Here is a 14676-nt window from a genome sequence, read left to right on the forward strand (position 1 = left end):
GAAAACACCCCGGATGCACTAAGCTGTTGAAGTCTGTGCTGCGTCACGCCCCGTTCCGGGTGCGCGGCCGTGCAGTCACCGCAAATGAACCTCCTGTTACGGAAATGCCGTAACCGCTTAGCCCAAAGGAGGTGGGTTCACATATGCGTCCTTACGAATTGATGGTAATCATCGACCCCGAGGTCGAAGAGCGTACCGTTGAGCCGTCGCTTCAGAAGTTCCTGAATGTCATCACCAACGATGGTGGAACCATCGAAAAGGTTGACATCTGGGGCCGTCGTCGACTGGCTTACGAAATCCAGAAGAAGTCCGAAGGTATCTACGCCGTGGTGAACTTCACCGCTGAGCCGGCTACCGCCAAGGAACTTGACCGCCAGCTGAGTCTCAACGAGACCATCATGCGCACCAAGATCATCCGCCCCGAAGAGCAGAAGGTTGTTGCTGAGTAATTCAGCTCCACCCCTCAATCTTTAACCCCGTAGGAACGAACAAGGAGGCAGTAGATGGCAGGCGAGACCACTATTACGGTCATCGGTAATCTCACCAATGACCCCGAACTGAGGTTCACCCCGTCAGGTTCGGCAGTAGCGAACTTCACCATCGCTTCTACGCCCCGCACGTTCGACCGCCAGTCCAACGAGTGGAAGGACGGGGAAACCCTGTTCCTCCGCGCTTCGGTCTGGCGTGAAGCAGCCGAAAACGTCGCCGAGTCCCTGACCAAGGGCATGCGCGTGATCGTTTCCGGCCGCTTGAAGAGCCGTTCCTACGAAACCAAGGAAGGCGAGAAGCGCACCGTTATCGAACTGGAAGTCGACGAGATCGGCCCCAGCCTGCGCTACGCCAACGCCAAGGTCAACCGCACCCAGCGCTCCGGCGGGGGTGGCGCCGGAAACGGCGGCCAGGGTGGCTTCGGCGGCGGCAATAGCGGCGGTTTCGGTGGCAACTCTGGTGGAAACCAGGGCGGCAACTCGGGTGGAAACTGGGGCGGCGGCCAGCAGGCTGCGCAGGATGATCCGTGGGCAACGCCCGGGGTCAGCAATGCCGGCGGCTGGGGCAATGGCCCGGATTCCGAACCTCCTTTCTAAACACCATATAAAGGTCCGACGCCGGACCCGCACGGCCGCCTCAGGGCGGCCGCGAGAGAACGGCGGCGGATCACCACCATCCCGTGGATCAATATCCACGGGCTCCATCGAATAGGAGCTCCACGATGGCTAAGGCTGAACTCCGTAAGCCCAAACCAAAGTCCAACCCCTTGAAGGCCGCTGACATCACTGTCATCGACTACAAGGACGTAGCATTGCTGCGCAAGTTCATCTCCGACCGCGGCAAGATCCGCGCCCGTCGCGTCACCGGCGTCACGGTCCAGGAACAGCGCAAGATCGCACAGGCAATCAAGAACGCCCGCGAAGTTGCTCTGCTGCCTTACTCCGGCGCTGGCCGCGGCTAAGGAAGGGATTAACTAACATGGCAAAGCTCATTCTGACCCACGAAGTCACCGGTCTCGGTGCTGCTGGCGACGTTGTCGAGGTCAAGGACGGTTACGCCCGTAACTACCTGCTGCCCCGCAACTTCGCCCTGACCTGGTCCAAGGGTGGCGAGAAGCAGGTTGAGTCCATCAAGGCCGCCCGCGCCGCCCGCGAGCACGCTTCCCTGGAAGACGCTCAGAAGCAGGCTGCGGCTCTGCAGGCCAAGCCGGTCAAGCTCGTCGTCAAGGCCGGCGAAACCGGCCGCCTGTTCGGCACCGTCAAGCAGGGCGACGTCGCCGACGCCGTTGAGGCCGCTGGCCTCGGCCGCATCGACAAGCGCAAGGTTGAACTGCCGGCTCACATCAAGTCGACCGGTTCCTACCAGGCCAACGTCCGTCTCCACGACGACGTTTCCGCTGTGATCGAACTCGACGTCGTTTCAGGGAAGTAGTCATTACGACTGACTGACTGCACGACGGGGAGGCCCCCGCCTCCGGATCCCCTCAGGGAACCGGGAGCGGGGGCCTTCTGCGTTAACTCCCCGCAGAGGACCGGGCCGCACGCCCGGGACCGGCGGCGGTGATAGCCTGCGGCAGGTGACCGATAATCCTGCACCCCGGCTTCGCCCCTTCGCCCAGGTCGACGTTTTCTCCGCCGAACCCTACCGCGGGAATCCGCTGGCAGTGGTGCTCGACGGAGACGGCCTCGACGCCCAGGCCATGCAGAGATTCGCCAACTGGACCAATCTCTCGGAGACCACCTTCCTGCTGCCGCCCACGGATCCCCGTGCCGACTACCGGGTCCGGATCTTCACCGGCAGCGAGGAGTTTCCCTTCGCCGGCCACCCGACCCTGGGGTCTGCCCATGCCTGGCTCGAGGCGGGCGGCATCCCCCGGCGGGACGGGGAGCTGGTGCAGGAATGCGCCGCCGGTCTGGTGCGCGTGAGGCGCGACGGCGGCCGCCTGGCCTTCGCGGCACCACCGCTGACCCGCTCGGGGCCGGTGGCGGAGGCGGACCTGGGCCGCATCGCGGCCGGGTTGCGGTTGACCCGGCACGAACTCCTGGACGCGTCCTGGCTGGTCAACGGGCCGGAATGGATCGGTGTCCTGCTGGAATCCGCGGAGCAGGTGCTCGCCATCAGGCCCGACTATGCCGCGCTGGCCGGGCTGAAGGTCGGTGTGATCGGCCCCCACCCGGACGGATCGGAGCCGGGCTTCGAGGTCCGCACCTTTATCCCCGGAGACGCGGCCGCTGAAGACCCGGTCACGGGAAGTTTCAACGCCGGGGCGGCCCAGTGGCTGATCGGAACCGGCCGGGCGCCCAGCTCCTACCTGGCGGCGCAGGGGACGGTGCTGGGCCGTGCCGGGCGCGTCCACATCGAGGCTGCCGGTGACGATATCTGGGTTGGCGGAAGCTCCGTGAGTTGCATCGAGGGATTCGTCCTCCTCTGAACGGCTCCTCTGAACGATTGGAGGCATGGGAAGCGGAGGGGAATAAAGCGCCACGGCACCGGCTTCTATAGGTAGATGCAAATGCATGTACCTCGATTTTAGGAGCGCACCGTGGAAACCCGCCGCATTACCGTCCTCTCCGCCGGACTCGGCGTCCCCTCCTCCAGCCGCCTGCTGGCCGACCAGCTGGCGGCCGCCGCCAAGGGCAGGCTGGAGCGCGAGGGCTACGCCGTCACTGTCGACGTGGTGGAACTGCGCGACCTGGCCGTGGACATCGCCAACAACTTCGTCACCGGGTACGCCGGCCCGCGGCTGGCGGAAGTGATCGCCGGCGTCGAGGCCTCTGAGGGCCTGATTGCCGTCACCCCGGTCTTCAGCGCCTCCTACAGCGGTCTGTTCAAGTCCTTCATCGACGTGCTGGACCCCAAGTCCCTCGACGGCAAGGCGGTGCTCCTGGGCGCCACCGGCGGCACGGACCGGCACCAGATGGTGCTGGACTACGCCATGCGGCCACTCTTCAGCTACCTCCGGACGCGTACGGCGGCCACCGGCGTCTTCGCCGGCCCCCAGGACTGGGGGACCGCGGGCGACGGCGGCTCGCCCCTCTCGTCACGGATCGAACGGGCCGCGGGGGAGTTCGCGGCCCTGCTTCAGGGTCCGCAGCCGGGCCGCCGGCAGGAACCCGCGGCGTCGCTGCCCTTCGAGCAGCTGCTGGCCGGCATCTCGGGCGGACACTAGGGAGCAGCGGCGCCCGGACCGGGTGTCAGCGCCGGGTGTCAGTCGTCCAGGAGGGCGATGAACTCCCGGGCCTCGTCGAGGGTGATATCCGAGTGGCGGCAGAGCGCCGCCGCGGCGCCCTCGACGTCGCCTTCGGCGGCCTGGCGGCGGATCCGGCCGTAGATCTCGTCGTTGAGCATGGTGCTGCTGACTTCCCGGGTGACCTCGCCCCTGCTGGCGATGGCACGGTAGCGGTAGGGGAAGTGCTGCGGCGCCTCGGAGTCCTCGGTCGGCGCGTCCGCCGGGGCGGCCTCCCGGAACGGCTGGGGATGGGCCGCCAGCGCCGCGACGGCGTCACGTGCGGCGCGCAGGCCCGTCCCGGTCGCCTCCCGGTAGGCCTGGATGGCGGCCACCGCCTGCCCGCGGGCAATGAGGGCGTAGACCCGGCGGTGCTGGTTCTGGTCCAGGCCCTGCGCGGCGGCACGGGCGGCCTCCGGAGAGGACGGGGCGCCGGTGGGGCCCGAATCCACCCCGGCGTTCCGCCGCCGGCCCAGCGCCCGCGCCACGAGAATGACGACGACGGCGGCGAGCACCAGGATGGCAAGGGGGATGAGTAGGGCTTCCATACGTTCTGGACCAATCCTTGGGGGTGCGGGTGCGGGTTTTGATGCGGGTGCGGGCCGGAGGCCGGTCGGGGCCGGACGGGCCGGCGGTTTGTAGACAGCCGCGGACCGTTATCCACAGCATATTCCGCCCGCCGTATGGCGGAACCCGGGATCGCGGGCGGAGCGGCGCGGAATCGGTGATATGCATCACAGAATAGGCATATGTGCGGAGTTTTCCGGCCGGAATGTGCTGCAGTTTCCCCAGCACAGCCGTCGCGGCTGTGGATGAAAGTTTTCCAAAATTCTTTTGCGTCCACAGCCTGAACGCAGTGTTTCCGCAGGTCAGAGGCGATGTATGAGCGAAACAATATTCTTTTCCACAGAACTTCCCACAGGCTGTGCACAAGCAGGGGGCGGTGCTCCACACCTTATCCACAGCCCCGGTGGACAACCGGCTTGGAGCCAGGCCCCCGGGGGGATAGCGTGGCGGGAGACCAGCGGCAGCCGGGCCCCACACCGCCATCCTGTCAGTGCCCGCTGATACACCTGACGCATGGGACGGAAGCCGCCGGCGGCGGCGCCCCACGGCACACAACGAAGGGCGGCAGTTTTGTCAGTTACGCATCTGGACTCGATCGAGGGAACCCGGGGAGCAGAGGGCAGCCGCAAGCCGCCTCAGGACATTCCGGCCGAGCAGTCCGTGCTGGGCGGCATGATGCTCTCCAAGGATGCCATCGCCGACGTCGTCGAAATCCTGCGCGGCCAGGACTTCTACCGCCCGGCCCACGAGACCATCTATGAGGCCATCATCGACCTCTACGGCCGGGGCGAGCCCGCCGACGCCGTCACCGTCTCCGATGAACTGACCAAGCGCGGCGAAATCAACCGCATCGGCGGGCCCGCCTACCTGCACGAGCTGATCCAGACCGTTCCCACGGCCGCGAATGCCGGGTACTACGCGGAGATCGTGGCCGAACGCGCCGTGCTCCGCCGCCTGGTGAACGCCGGGACCAAGATCGTCCAGCTCGGCTACGGCCAGGACGGCGAGGTGGAGGACCTGGTCAACCAGGCCCAGGCCGAGGTCTACGCCGTGGCCGAGCGCCGCACCGCCGAGGACTACGTGGTCCTCAAGGACGTCATGGAATCCACGGTGGACGAGATCGAGGCCTCAGGCCACCGCGGCGAGGGCATGGTGGGCGTCCCCACCGGCTTCTACGAGCTCGATGAGCTGACGCACGGCCTGCACCCGGGCCAGATGATCGTCATCGCCGCGCGCCCCGCCGTCGGTAAGTCCACGTTTGCGCTGGACTTTGCCCGCTCGGCCGCGATCAAGAACAACCTCGCCACCGTCATGTTCTCCCTGGAAATGGGCCGGAATGAGATTGCCATGCGCCTGCTCTCCGCGGAAGCCACGATCGGCCTGCAGGACCTGCGCAAGGGCACCATCAAGGACGAACAGTGGTCCAAGATCGCCACCACGATGGGCCGGATGAATGACGCCCCGCTGTTCATCGACGACAGCCCCAACATGTCCCTGATGGAAATCCGCGCCAAGTGCCGCCGCCTGAAGCAGCAGCACGACCTCAAGCTGGTCATCCTCGACTACCTGCAGCTGATGAGCTCGGGCAAGAAGGTCGAATCCCGCCAGCAGGAAGTATCCGAGTTCTCCCGTGCCCTGAAGCTGCTGGCCAAGGAACTCCAGGTCCCGGTGATCGCCCTCTCGCAGCTGAACCGTGGCTCGGAACAGCGCCAGGACAAGCGGCCGATGGTCTCCGACCTGCGTGAATCCGGCTCCATCGAGCAGGACGCCGACATGGTCATCCTGCTGCACCGCGAAGACGTCTACGACAAAGAGTCCCCCCGCGCCGGCGAGGCGGACATCCTGATCGCCAAGCACCGTAACGGTCCCACCAAGGACATCGTGGTCGCCTTCCAGGGCCACTACTCCCGGTTCGCCAACATGGCCGGCGACGCCGGCGGCGGCGGGGGCTTCTAGGCCGGACCCGCCGGCCGGTCGGGGAGCAGGTGGTTGGGCAGCCGGTTCCCGGGGGCCCGGCCGCGGATCTCCAACAGCTCCCGGGCGTGGGCGTGCAGCCGCCGGTCCTCGTCCGAGGCCGGCACCCACTGCCGTACCGGGACCGAGGTGCCCGTCGCGTCCCGGGCCACCATCACGGTCAGGCAGTAGGTGGTCAGGTTCAGTTCGTGGCCCTTGGGGTCCCCGGAGCGGACGTGCACCGCGATGTGCATGCCCTTGGTGCCGGTGTACACCAGCCGCGCCTCGACCTCCACGAGGTGACCGATCAGCAGCGGACGGTAGAACCGCACCCCGCCGGAGAACACGGCCACCGTGTCCATCCCGCAGTACCGGGAGGCGCAGACGTAGGCCGCCTCGTCGATCCACTTCATCACGATGCCGCCGTGCACCTTGCCGCCCCAGTTCACGTCCGTGGGCGCGGCCATGAAGCGGAGCGTGACGCGTTCGGCCGTGCCGGCGTCGGTGTATTCCTGCCGGTTCATGGCCTCGACGATCTCCTCGCGGACCTTGATCCGCGCCAGCGAATGGTCCCGCTCCTCGATCTCCGCCGGGGTGGCGGGCTCGAACTGCGGCACCGGGACGGGTTTGCCGTCCGCGCCCACGGCTACGAAAATCACCAGGCACTGGCTGCGCATGGTGGCGGGGCCGCCCTTCGGATCGCCAGAGGACACCACGGTCCGGATGTGCATGGAGGACCGGCCGGTGTAGACGATCGTGGCCTCCACCTCCACCATGTCCCCGCTGTTGACCGGGTCCGCGAAGTGGATGTTGCCCACGTAGGCGGTCACGCAATAAGACTTCGCCCAGCCGACCGCCGCGGCATAGGCGGCTTTGTCCACCCATTCGAGGACCGTCCCGGCGTCCACGGAGCCGCTGTGGCCGACGTCGGTGGGCGCGGCCAGGAAGCGGAGGGTGACGGCATTGTCGGGGGACTCATCCATGCCTGCGAGTGTACTGACGCGGCCGTGGGCGGACACAGGCGCAATGACACATTCGCGCGCACCCGCGCCACACGGGACGGCTAGGGTGGAGCCGTGCCCGCGCAACCCACCACCACCACTATCGCCCGCCCGGACCAGCGCCGGGAGATCCTGCGCCTGGCCGTCCCGGCCTTCGGCGCGCTCATCGCCGAGCCGCTGTTCCTGCTCGCCGACTCCGCGATCGTGGGCCACCTCGGCGTCGCGGAACTGGCCGGCGTCGGTCTCGCCTCCGCCGTCCTGCACACCGCCGTCGGGCTGATGGTGTTCCTGGCGTACTCCACCACCCCCGCCGTCGCCCGCGCCGTCGGCCGCGGCGACCTGGCCCGCGCCCTGGCGTCCGGCCGCGACGGACTCTGGCTGGCGCTGCTCCTTGGCGCAGCCCTGGCCGCCGCCGGCGCCCTCGCCGCCGGGCCGCTGCTGGACCTGATGGGGGCCCATGGCGAGGTGCGCACCTTCGCCGTGGACTACCTTCGCTGGTCGATGCCCGGCCTGGTCGCCATGCTGCTGATCTTCGCCGGGACCGGGGTGCTCCGGGGGCTGCAGGACACCCGGACGCCGCTCGTGGTGGCCACCGCCGGGTTCGCCGTCAACATCGGCCTCAACGCGTTCCTGGTCTACGGGCTGGGGCTGTCCGTCACCGGGTCGGCGCTCGGCACCAGCATCGCCCAATGGGGCATGGCGCTGGTCTATGTGGTGATGGTGCAGCGCACCGCCCGCCGGCACGGGGTCCCGCTGCGGCCGGACTGGCTCGGCATCCGCGCCCTGACGCAGGTGGGGTCTTGGCTGATGCTGCGCACCCTCAGCCTGCGCGTCGCGATCCTCGCCACCGTGCTCGTGGCCACCGCCCAAGGCGCCGTGAACCTGGCCGCCCACCAGCTCGCGATGACCGTCTTCACCTTCCTCGCCTTCGCCCTCGACGCCCTGGCGATTGCCGCCCAGGCCCTGATCGGGAAGGAATTGGGCGCCTCACACCCGGCGGCGGCCCGGGAGCTGACCCGGACCATGGTCCGCTGGGGCCTGGGCTTCGGCGTGCTGACGGGGGTGCTGCTGGCGGTGGCTGCCCCGTGGGCGGGCCTGCTGTTCACCGCCGACGACGGCGTGCGCTCCACCCTGGCGCTGGCGCTGTGGGTCCTCGCCGCGGGCCAGCCGCTGGCCGGCTACGTGTTCGTCCTGGACGGCGTGCTGATCGGCGCCGGGGACGCCACGTACCTGGCGGTGGCGGGCGTCGTCAATCTGCTGGTGTACCTGCCGCTGCTGCTGGTGGTCCGGCTTTCCGGAATCGCCGGGGGAGAGGGGCTGCTCTGGCTCTGGGCCGCGTTCTCCTTCGGCTACCTCGGCGCCCGGGCCGTGACCCTGGGGCTCCGGGCCCGCACGGACCGCTGGATGCGGCTGGGCGACGCCTGAGGCCCGCCAGCGCCTAAACTGGACGGGTGACTCTCCCCGCCACCCCGAGCCCCTCGACCGCCCCGACCGCCGCCCCGGACCTTTGGAAGCCGGTCCTGCTGCGCGCCGCCGTCGCCCTGGTCTTCGGCGCCGTCACCGTCTTCTGGGCGGCTCCGCCGGTCCCGGCGATGGGCTGGACCGCCGGACTCTACCTGCTGGCCACCGGCGTGGTGCTGCTCTGGGGCGCCCGCCGGACCGGCCTGGCCGCCGGCAGTCCGCACGCGCGTCTCCTGGCCGCCGCCGGCGCCATCCTGGCCGGCACCGGGGCCGCCGTGGCGCTGCTGCCCTCCAACCTGGTCTTCGGCGTCGTCGGCGCCCTGGGCCTGGCACTGGCCGGCGCGGCCGAGCTGATCCTGGGGATCGCCACCCGCGGCCGGTCGGTGCTGGCCCGGGACTGGATCACCTCCGGCATCATCGGCCTCGGCACGGCCGTGGGGCTGCCGTTCTTCATCGACCTGGGCCCACACGCCCTCCTCGGTGTGGCCGGCGGGGGCGCCATTATCGGCGGCGTGCTGTGGACGCTGGCCGGGCTGACCCTGCGGCACGATGCGCGGGGCGTTTCCGCCGAGGCCGTAAACTAGACACGACAGGTTCTACCCGGCGTAGAACATTTGCGCGATCGCGACTGCCACGCCCCACGGCGCTGGCGGCAGGAGGAAAGCACCTTGGCACAGCAGAACCCAGGAGAACGCCGCACGATGCGGACTTCGGTCAAGGGACCGCTGATGTTCTCCGCCTTCTTCGCGGTGCTGGCCTTCTTCGCCGTACTCATCTTCGCCTCCGGCGGCAGCGCCAAGGCCCCCCGCTTTGACCTGGCCTTCACCGGCGCCGGCATCGCCTTCATCGTCACCCTGGTGATCGCCGCGATGCTCTCCATGAGCTACAAGGAGAACGCCGAGCACCTCGGCAAGGGCTCCGGCGTGAACCTCAGCTCCCGCCGCCCGGCGTCCTCCCCCCAGCAGGCCCCGCAGCAGGAAGAGTCCGACGGCGGCACCCCCGCCCACTAGGTTCGGCCCCAGCTCACTAGCCGGTCCCCTCTCCAGCGGCGCAGGCAGTCCTCAGCCGCCCCCTAGGACGCGGCCTTCCGTGCCCGGTAAGCCGCCACGTGCGCCCGGTTGGCGCAGTTGCCGGTGTCGCAGTACCGCTTGGAGCGGTTCCGGCTCAGGTCCAGCACGACAGCGTCGCAGTCGTCCGCGGCGCATACCAGCATCCGGTCCATTTCCTTGCTGCGGATGACGTCCACCAGCGCCATCGCCGCCTCCGTGCTCATCCGGTCCGCCAGGGGCGCCTCCGGCGCGGTGGCGTGCAGGTGCCAGTCCCAGCCGTCGTGCTTGCTCAGCTGCGGCAGTGCCCCCGCCTCACGCAGCAGCCGGTTCACGGTGTCCACCGCTTCGGACTCCCCGGCCCGCCAGAGGGCGGTGAGTTCGGTTCGCAACCGCAGGACGCTCTCCAGTTCGGCCACGTCGCGGCTCCGGGCGCCGCTGAAGCCCTCAGCGCTGAGGAACCGGTCCAGGGCGGCCGGATCCGGGAGATGTTCCTCCCCGTTCGCCGCGGTATTGATCAGGTTGACGACGGACCGGAGCGCAATCTCCGTGTCAGGGGCAAAAATCATCTTGACTCCTTACGTTCGACGCACGTACTGTCATGACCATAACCCGACTTTACTCCTGACAGGAGGCAGACCCTTGCCTGCCGCTCGCCGCCCCGCCGGCTCTCCCACCAGCACCCCGCACGACGGGGCCATCCCCGGCAGCCCGGGCACCGGCACCGTTGCCGGCACGCCAGGCACGCCCGCCGCCGGAACCGCCGCGCGGACCGGTGTCTCCTCGTTCCTCGCCTCGGGCCTGGGCGTGGCGCTGTTCTCCTCGGCGGTCTTCGGCCTGTCCGGATCCTTCGCCAAGTCCCTGCTGGAGACGGGCTGGAGCCCCGGCGCCGCGGTCACCGCGCGCCTGACCGGCGCCGCCCTGGTCCTCGCCGTCCCCGCGGCCCTCGCGCTGCGCGGACGCTGGCACCAGCTCCGGGACAACTGGCTCACCGTAGTGCTGTTCGGCGTGATCGGCGTGGCGGCCTGCCAGCTCTTCTACTTCAACGCCGTCGCCCGGCTCTCGGTCGGCGTCGCCCTCCTGCTCGAATACCTTGCCCCGGTGATGATCGTGCTCTGGCTCTGGGTGGCCAGTCGACGCCGGCCCCGGCCGCTGACCGTCGGCGGGACGCTGCTCTCGCTGGCGGGGCTGGTGCTGGTCCTGGACCTCACGGGGGCGGTGCGGATCGACCTGGTCGGCGTGCTCTGGGGCGTGGCGGCCGCCGTCTGCCTGGCCATCTACTTCTTCATCACCGCCAAGGAAAACGACACCCTGCCGCCGATCGTCCTGGCCTCCGGCGGCCTGCTGACCGGCGCCGCCGTGATGTGGCTGGCCGCGGCGACGGGTCTGCTGCCCATGGCCGCCTCCACCGCGGACACCCGCCTGGGTCCCTGGGTGACGCCGTGGTGGGTCTCCCTCGGCGGCTTGGTCCTGCTGGCCACCGTGCTGGCCTACGTCTCCGGGATCGTGGCCGCCCGGGCCCTGGGCTCCAAGGTGGCGTCCTTCATCTCGCTGACCGAGGTGCTGTTCGCGGTGCTCTGGGCCTGGCTGCTGCTGGGCGAGCTTCCCGGGCCGGTGCAGCTGCTGGGCGGCGTGCTGATCGTGGGCGGGGTGCTGCTGGTCCGGCTGGACGAGTTGCGGACGGCCGCCGCGGTTTCGGCGCCGCTGGACCACGCGAACGACGTCGAACCCGTCCCCTGGGCAGGCCGGGCGGGGTCACAAAAGGCGGATTAACAGCAGCAGGTCCGGACGCGGTGCGTCCGGACCTGCTGCGTAGTGGGCGGGTTGATTCCGCGGCCGCGTTTAGCGGGCGGAGGCGCTCTGCTGTTCGGTGGCGTTGCGGACCGCCTGCTGGCCGGCCTGCTGCAGCGCCTGGGACACCCGGGTCAGGGCCGCGACGTGCTCGCCGTTCCACTCGCTGCGGAACTTCTCCGCGTCCGGACCCATCCACTGCGTGCCGGCCAGGACCTTGGTCAGCATCGACTTCTGGTTATCGATTTCCTGCGACCCGGCCTGGAGCTTGGAACCCAGCGCCTTCAGCTGATCAACATCTGCACCCCAAATAGCCATGCGAAAAATCTCCTTAGATCGTCGGACCCGAACCTCTCGGCGTCCCCAGCGGCCCCCGGCTGATCCGGAAGTTCCTATGCCAAGAACCTACCCTGCCGCCTCCGCCAGCGTCGATGGGGACCCCTGCCCATGGAGCCCTGCCCATAGGGAAGGCCCCACTCAGGCTGCGGCCGGCCCCTGCTTCCCGAAGCTGCGGAGGCGGAGCGAGTTGGCCACCACCAGCACGGAGCTGGCGGCCATGGCCGCGCCGGCGATCATCGGGTTGAGCAGGCCCAGGGCCGCCACCGGGATGCCGACGGCGTTGTAAAAGAAGGCCCAGAAGAGGTTCGTCTTGATGGTGCCCAGCGTGCGGCGGGACAGCTCGATCGCCTGCGCCACCTGGGCCAGGTCGTTGCCCATGACGGTCAGGTCCGCGGCCTCGATCGCCACGTCCGTCCCCGAGCCCATCGCGATGCCGAGGTCCGCCTGGGCCAGCGCCGCGGCGTCGTTGACGCCGTCGCCGGCCATGGCCACGGTGGCGCCGTCGTCCTGGAGGGCGCGGACGGCGTCCACCTTCCCCTCCGGTGTGACCCCGGCGTAGACGTCCTCCGGGGCGATCCCGACGGCGGCGGCCACCTGGGCCGCGACGGCGGTGTTGTCGCCGGTCAGCAGGATGGGGCGCAGCCCCAGCCCGCGGAGCCGGGCGATGGCGGCCGCGGATCCGGGCTTCAGGGTGTCGCGCAGGCTGATGAGCCCCGCCGGTGCGCCGTCGACCGCCACCCAGATGGCGCTCGCCCCGGCGGCTTCCTCGGCCGCGAGGGTCTCGCGCTGGCCGCCGGTGAGCGCGACTCCGTTCTCCTCCAGCCAGCCGGAGCGGCCGACGGTGACCGTGTGCCCGTCGACCGTGCCGCGGACGCCGCCGCCGGGGGCGGAGTGGAAGTCCGCGACGGCCGGCAGCCGGTCCGCGGACCCGTCGGCCAGGGCGGCGGCCGCGATGGCCCGGGCGATCGGGTGCTCGGAGGCGGCCTCGGCGGCGCCGGCGAGCCGCAGCACGGCGCCGGCCTCGAAACCGGGGAAGGCGGTGGTGCCCGCGACGGCCAGGTGCCCGGTGGTCACGGTTCCGGTCTTGTCCAGCAGGATGGTGTCCACGGTCCGGGTGTCCTCGAGGACCTGCGGGCCGCGGATCAGAATGCCCAGCTGCGCGCCGCGGCCGGTGCCGGTGAGCAGGCCCACCGGGGTGGCCAGGCCCAGGGCGCAGGGGCAGGCGATGACCAGCACCGCCACCGCGGCCGTGAAGGCCGAGCGGAGGCCGGCGTCGGTGATGTCCGGTCCGGCCGCCAACAACCAGGCGGCAAAGGTCACGACGGCGATGCCCAGCACCACAGGGACGAACACGCCGCTGATGCGGTCGGCCAGCCGGGCGATGGGCGCCTTGCCGGACTGCGCCTGCGAGACCAGCCGTCCCATCTGGGCCAGGGTGGTCTCCGAGCCCACGCGGGTGGCCCGGACCAGGATCCGGCCGGAGGTGTTGATGGTGGCGCCGGTGACGGGGCTGTCCGGGCCGACTTCGACCGGCACGGATTCGCCGGTGACCAGGGAGGCGTCGACGGCGGAGCTGCCCTCGACCACCACGCCGTCGGCCGGGATCTTCCCGCCGGGGCGGACCACGATCACGTCGCCCACCGTGAGCCGGTCCGCCGGCACGGTGACTTCGAGGCCGTCGCGGAGCACGGTGGCGTCCTTGGCCCCCAGGTCCAGCAGCGTTTTCAGCGCATCCCCGGCCTTCTGCTTGGCGTTGGCCTCGAGGTAGCGGCCCAGCAACAGGAAGGTGGTCACCACGGAGGCCACCTCGAAGTACAGGCCCTCCGGTCCCATGCCGGCCATGCCGGGGTGTTCGGTGAGCCGCGGATTGGCCAGCAGCTGCCAGGCGGAGAAGACGTAGGCCGCGGTGACGCCGATCGAGACAAGGGTGTCCATGGTGGAGGACAGGTGCCGGGCGTTCACCGCCGCGGCCCGGTGGAAGGGCCAGGCCGCCCACGTGACCACCGGCAGCGCCAGCAGCCCGGCCACCCAGCCCCAGTTCGGGAACTGCGCGGCCGGCACCATGGAGAGCACGAAGACGGGCACGGTGAAGACGGCGGCGGTGATCAGCCGGGGTTTCAGGGCCGACGCCGCGCCGCGGGTTGCGCCGTCAGTTGCGCCGCCGTCGGACGCTTCGTCCCCGGCGGAGGCATCGTCCACGGCGGGGCGGTCGGCAGGGGGCGTCCGCACGGTGGCCTTGTAGCCCGCGGCGCTCACGGTGGCGGTGAGCTGGTCGTCGCTGATGCCGGCCGGAACGGTCACGCGGGCCGATTCCAGCGGCAGGTTCACCACCGCCTCCACGCCCTCCAGCTTGCCGAGTTTGCGCTCCACCCGGCCCACGCAGGACGCACAGGTCATGCCCTCGATATCGAGTTCCACCACCCGCGTCCCGGACTGGTCCAGCAGCTTGGCGTTTTCCACGGTACGTGCCTCTTTCCTTGCTCCTTCGTGCTGCGGGCGCCTTCTCCGGCGCTCAGTTCTGGTCAGTCGCCTTGTCAGGCTTCGTTAGCGACCACCAGGTAGCCGGCCTCGGCGACGGCCTCGCCGATCTCGGCCGGGGAGAGCTCCCGGGCGGAGCCGATGGTCACGGTGGAGATCCCGCCCGCGTTGAGGTCGACGTCGACGTTCTCCACGCCGTCCAGGGCCTCGAGTTCCTCCGTGACGGAGGAGACGCAGTGGCCGCAGGTCATGCCGGAAACCTCAATGGTGGTGGAAACGGTGCTCATGGTGCTCTCCTTCGTGGGCCGGGACGGCCCTGTTGGTG

General features: G+C 69.7%; 17 protein-coding genes. 11 read left to right on the plus strand and 6 right to left on the minus strand.

The features are described 5' to 3' along the window. The first annotated feature begins 143 nt into the window (after window positions 1-143). The 6 genes from rpsF to ACFVY3_RS09860 all read left to right on the plus strand — a co-directional run bounded on the left by rpsF (window position 144) and on the right by ACFVY3_RS09860 (window position 3658). A complete protein-coding gene (gene rpsF, locus ACFVY3_RS09835) occupies window positions 144-449 on the plus strand; it encodes a 30S ribosomal protein S6 (protein WP_290257143.1) in 306 nt (101 codons plus the stop codon). 54 nt (window positions 450-503) lie between these two features. After that, a complete protein-coding gene (locus ACFVY3_RS09840) occupies window positions 504-1085 on the plus strand; it encodes a single-stranded DNA-binding protein (RefSeq protein WP_290257144.1) in 582 nt (193 codons plus the stop codon). 125 nt (window positions 1086-1210) lie between these two features. Further along, entirely contained in the window at window positions 1211-1450 is a 240-nt protein-coding gene (gene rpsR, locus ACFVY3_RS09845) for a 30S ribosomal protein S18 (RefSeq protein WP_003800144.1), read from the plus strand. A gap of 17 nt (window positions 1451-1467) precedes the next feature. Then, window positions 1468-1920, plus strand: a complete 453-nt coding sequence (rplI, locus tag ACFVY3_RS09850) for a 50S ribosomal protein L9 (RefSeq protein ID WP_290257149.1) — start codon at window positions 1468-1470, stop codon at window positions 1918-1920. A 145-nt stretch (window positions 1921-2065) separates the two neighbouring features. Further along, window positions 2066-2920 (plus strand): PhzF family phenazine biosynthesis protein, encoded by an 855-nt coding sequence (locus ACFVY3_RS09855; RefSeq protein ID WP_290257150.1) that lies wholly within the window; start codon window positions 2066-2068, stop codon window positions 2918-2920. A gap of 111 nt (window positions 2921-3031) precedes the next feature. Next, on the plus strand, window positions 3032-3658 hold the full coding sequence (locus ACFVY3_RS09860; protein ID WP_364138146.1) for an FMN reductase: 627 nt from the start codon (window positions 3032-3034) through the stop codon (window positions 3656-3658). Window positions 3659-3696: 38 nt separating this feature from the next. Here the strand turns inward: ACFVY3_RS09860 and ACFVY3_RS09865 are convergent, their stop codons facing one another. Beyond that, a complete protein-coding gene (locus ACFVY3_RS09865; RefSeq protein ID WP_377970974.1) occupies window positions 3697-4263 on the minus strand; it encodes a hypothetical protein in 567 nt (188 codons plus the stop codon). A gap of 589 nt (window positions 4264-4852) precedes the next feature. Between ACFVY3_RS09865 and dnaB the strand changes: the two genes are divergently transcribed. Continuing rightward, window positions 4853-6238, plus strand: coding sequence for a replicative DNA helicase (dnaB, locus tag ACFVY3_RS09870; RefSeq protein WP_290257154.1), 1386 nt, complete (start codon window positions 4853-4855; stop codon window positions 6236-6238). On the opposite strand, the gene ACFVY3_RS09875 is transcribed toward dnaB, so the two are convergent. Then, on the minus strand, window positions 6235-7218 hold the full coding sequence (locus ACFVY3_RS09875) for an acyl-CoA thioesterase (protein ID WP_400159579.1): 984 nt from the start codon (window positions 7216-7218) through the stop codon (window positions 6235-6237). The two genes, dnaB and ACFVY3_RS09875, sit on opposite strands and share 4 nt — an antisense overlap. A gap of 93 nt (window positions 7219-7311) precedes the next feature. Here ACFVY3_RS09875 and ACFVY3_RS09880 point away from each other — a divergent pair, with 93 nt between their 5' ends. The 3 genes from ACFVY3_RS09880 (at window position 7312) to ACFVY3_RS09890 (ending at window position 9707) form a co-directional block, all read left to right on the plus strand. Then, window positions 7312-8661: an MATE family efflux transporter gene (locus ACFVY3_RS09880; RefSeq protein WP_400159580.1), complete on the plus strand. Its 1350-nt coding sequence runs from the start codon at window positions 7312-7314 to the stop codon at window positions 8659-8661. A 26-nt stretch (window positions 8662-8687) separates the two neighbouring features. Beyond that, complete coding sequence (locus tag ACFVY3_RS09885) at window positions 8688-9281, plus strand: hypothetical protein (RefSeq protein ID WP_400159581.1); 594 nt, start codon at window positions 8688-8690, stop codon at window positions 9279-9281. Between the two features lie 117 nt (window positions 9282-9398). Beyond that, window positions 9399-9707: a hypothetical protein gene (locus tag ACFVY3_RS09890; RefSeq protein ID WP_377971335.1), complete on the plus strand. Its 309-nt coding sequence runs from the start codon at window positions 9399-9401 to the stop codon at window positions 9705-9707. A gap of 62 nt (window positions 9708-9769) precedes the next feature. Here ACFVY3_RS09890 and ACFVY3_RS09895 read toward each other — a convergent pair whose 3' ends face one another. Continuing rightward, window positions 9770-10312, minus strand: coding sequence for a CGNR zinc finger domain-containing protein (locus ACFVY3_RS09895; protein WP_400159582.1), 543 nt, complete (start codon window positions 10310-10312; stop codon window positions 9770-9772). 232 nt (window positions 10313-10544) lie between these two features. Here ACFVY3_RS09895 and ACFVY3_RS09900 point away from each other — a divergent pair, with 232 nt between their 5' ends. Continuing rightward, window positions 10545-11516 carry an EamA family transporter gene (locus ACFVY3_RS09900; RefSeq protein WP_400159661.1) on the plus strand — a complete coding sequence of 324 codons (972 nt, stop codon included), beginning with the start codon at window positions 10545-10547 and terminating at the stop codon, window positions 11514-11516. Between the two features lie 69 nt (window positions 11517-11585). Here the strand turns inward: ACFVY3_RS09900 and ACFVY3_RS09905 are convergent, their stop codons facing one another. The 3 genes from ACFVY3_RS09905 to ACFVY3_RS09915 all read right to left on the minus strand — a co-directional run bounded on the left by ACFVY3_RS09905 (window position 11586) and on the right by ACFVY3_RS09915 (window position 14638). After that, window positions 11586-11852, minus strand: a complete 267-nt coding sequence (locus ACFVY3_RS09905; protein WP_290257160.1) for a hypothetical protein — start codon at window positions 11850-11852, stop codon at window positions 11586-11588. A 159-nt stretch (window positions 11853-12011) separates the two neighbouring features. After that, entirely contained in the window at window positions 12012-14333 is a 2322-nt protein-coding gene (locus tag ACFVY3_RS09910) for a heavy metal translocating P-type ATPase (protein WP_400159583.1), read from the minus strand. A 74-nt stretch (window positions 14334-14407) separates the two neighbouring features. After that, window positions 14408-14638, minus strand: coding sequence for a heavy-metal-associated domain-containing protein (locus tag ACFVY3_RS09915; RefSeq protein ID WP_290257162.1), 231 nt, complete (start codon window positions 14636-14638; stop codon window positions 14408-14410). Between the last annotated feature and the right edge of the window lie 38 nt (window positions 14639-14676).

Source organism: Arthrobacter sp. BPSS-3 (assembly GCF_044628475.1).
Classification (GTDB): Bacteria; Actinomycetota; Actinomycetes; order Actinomycetales; family Micrococcaceae; genus Arthrobacter.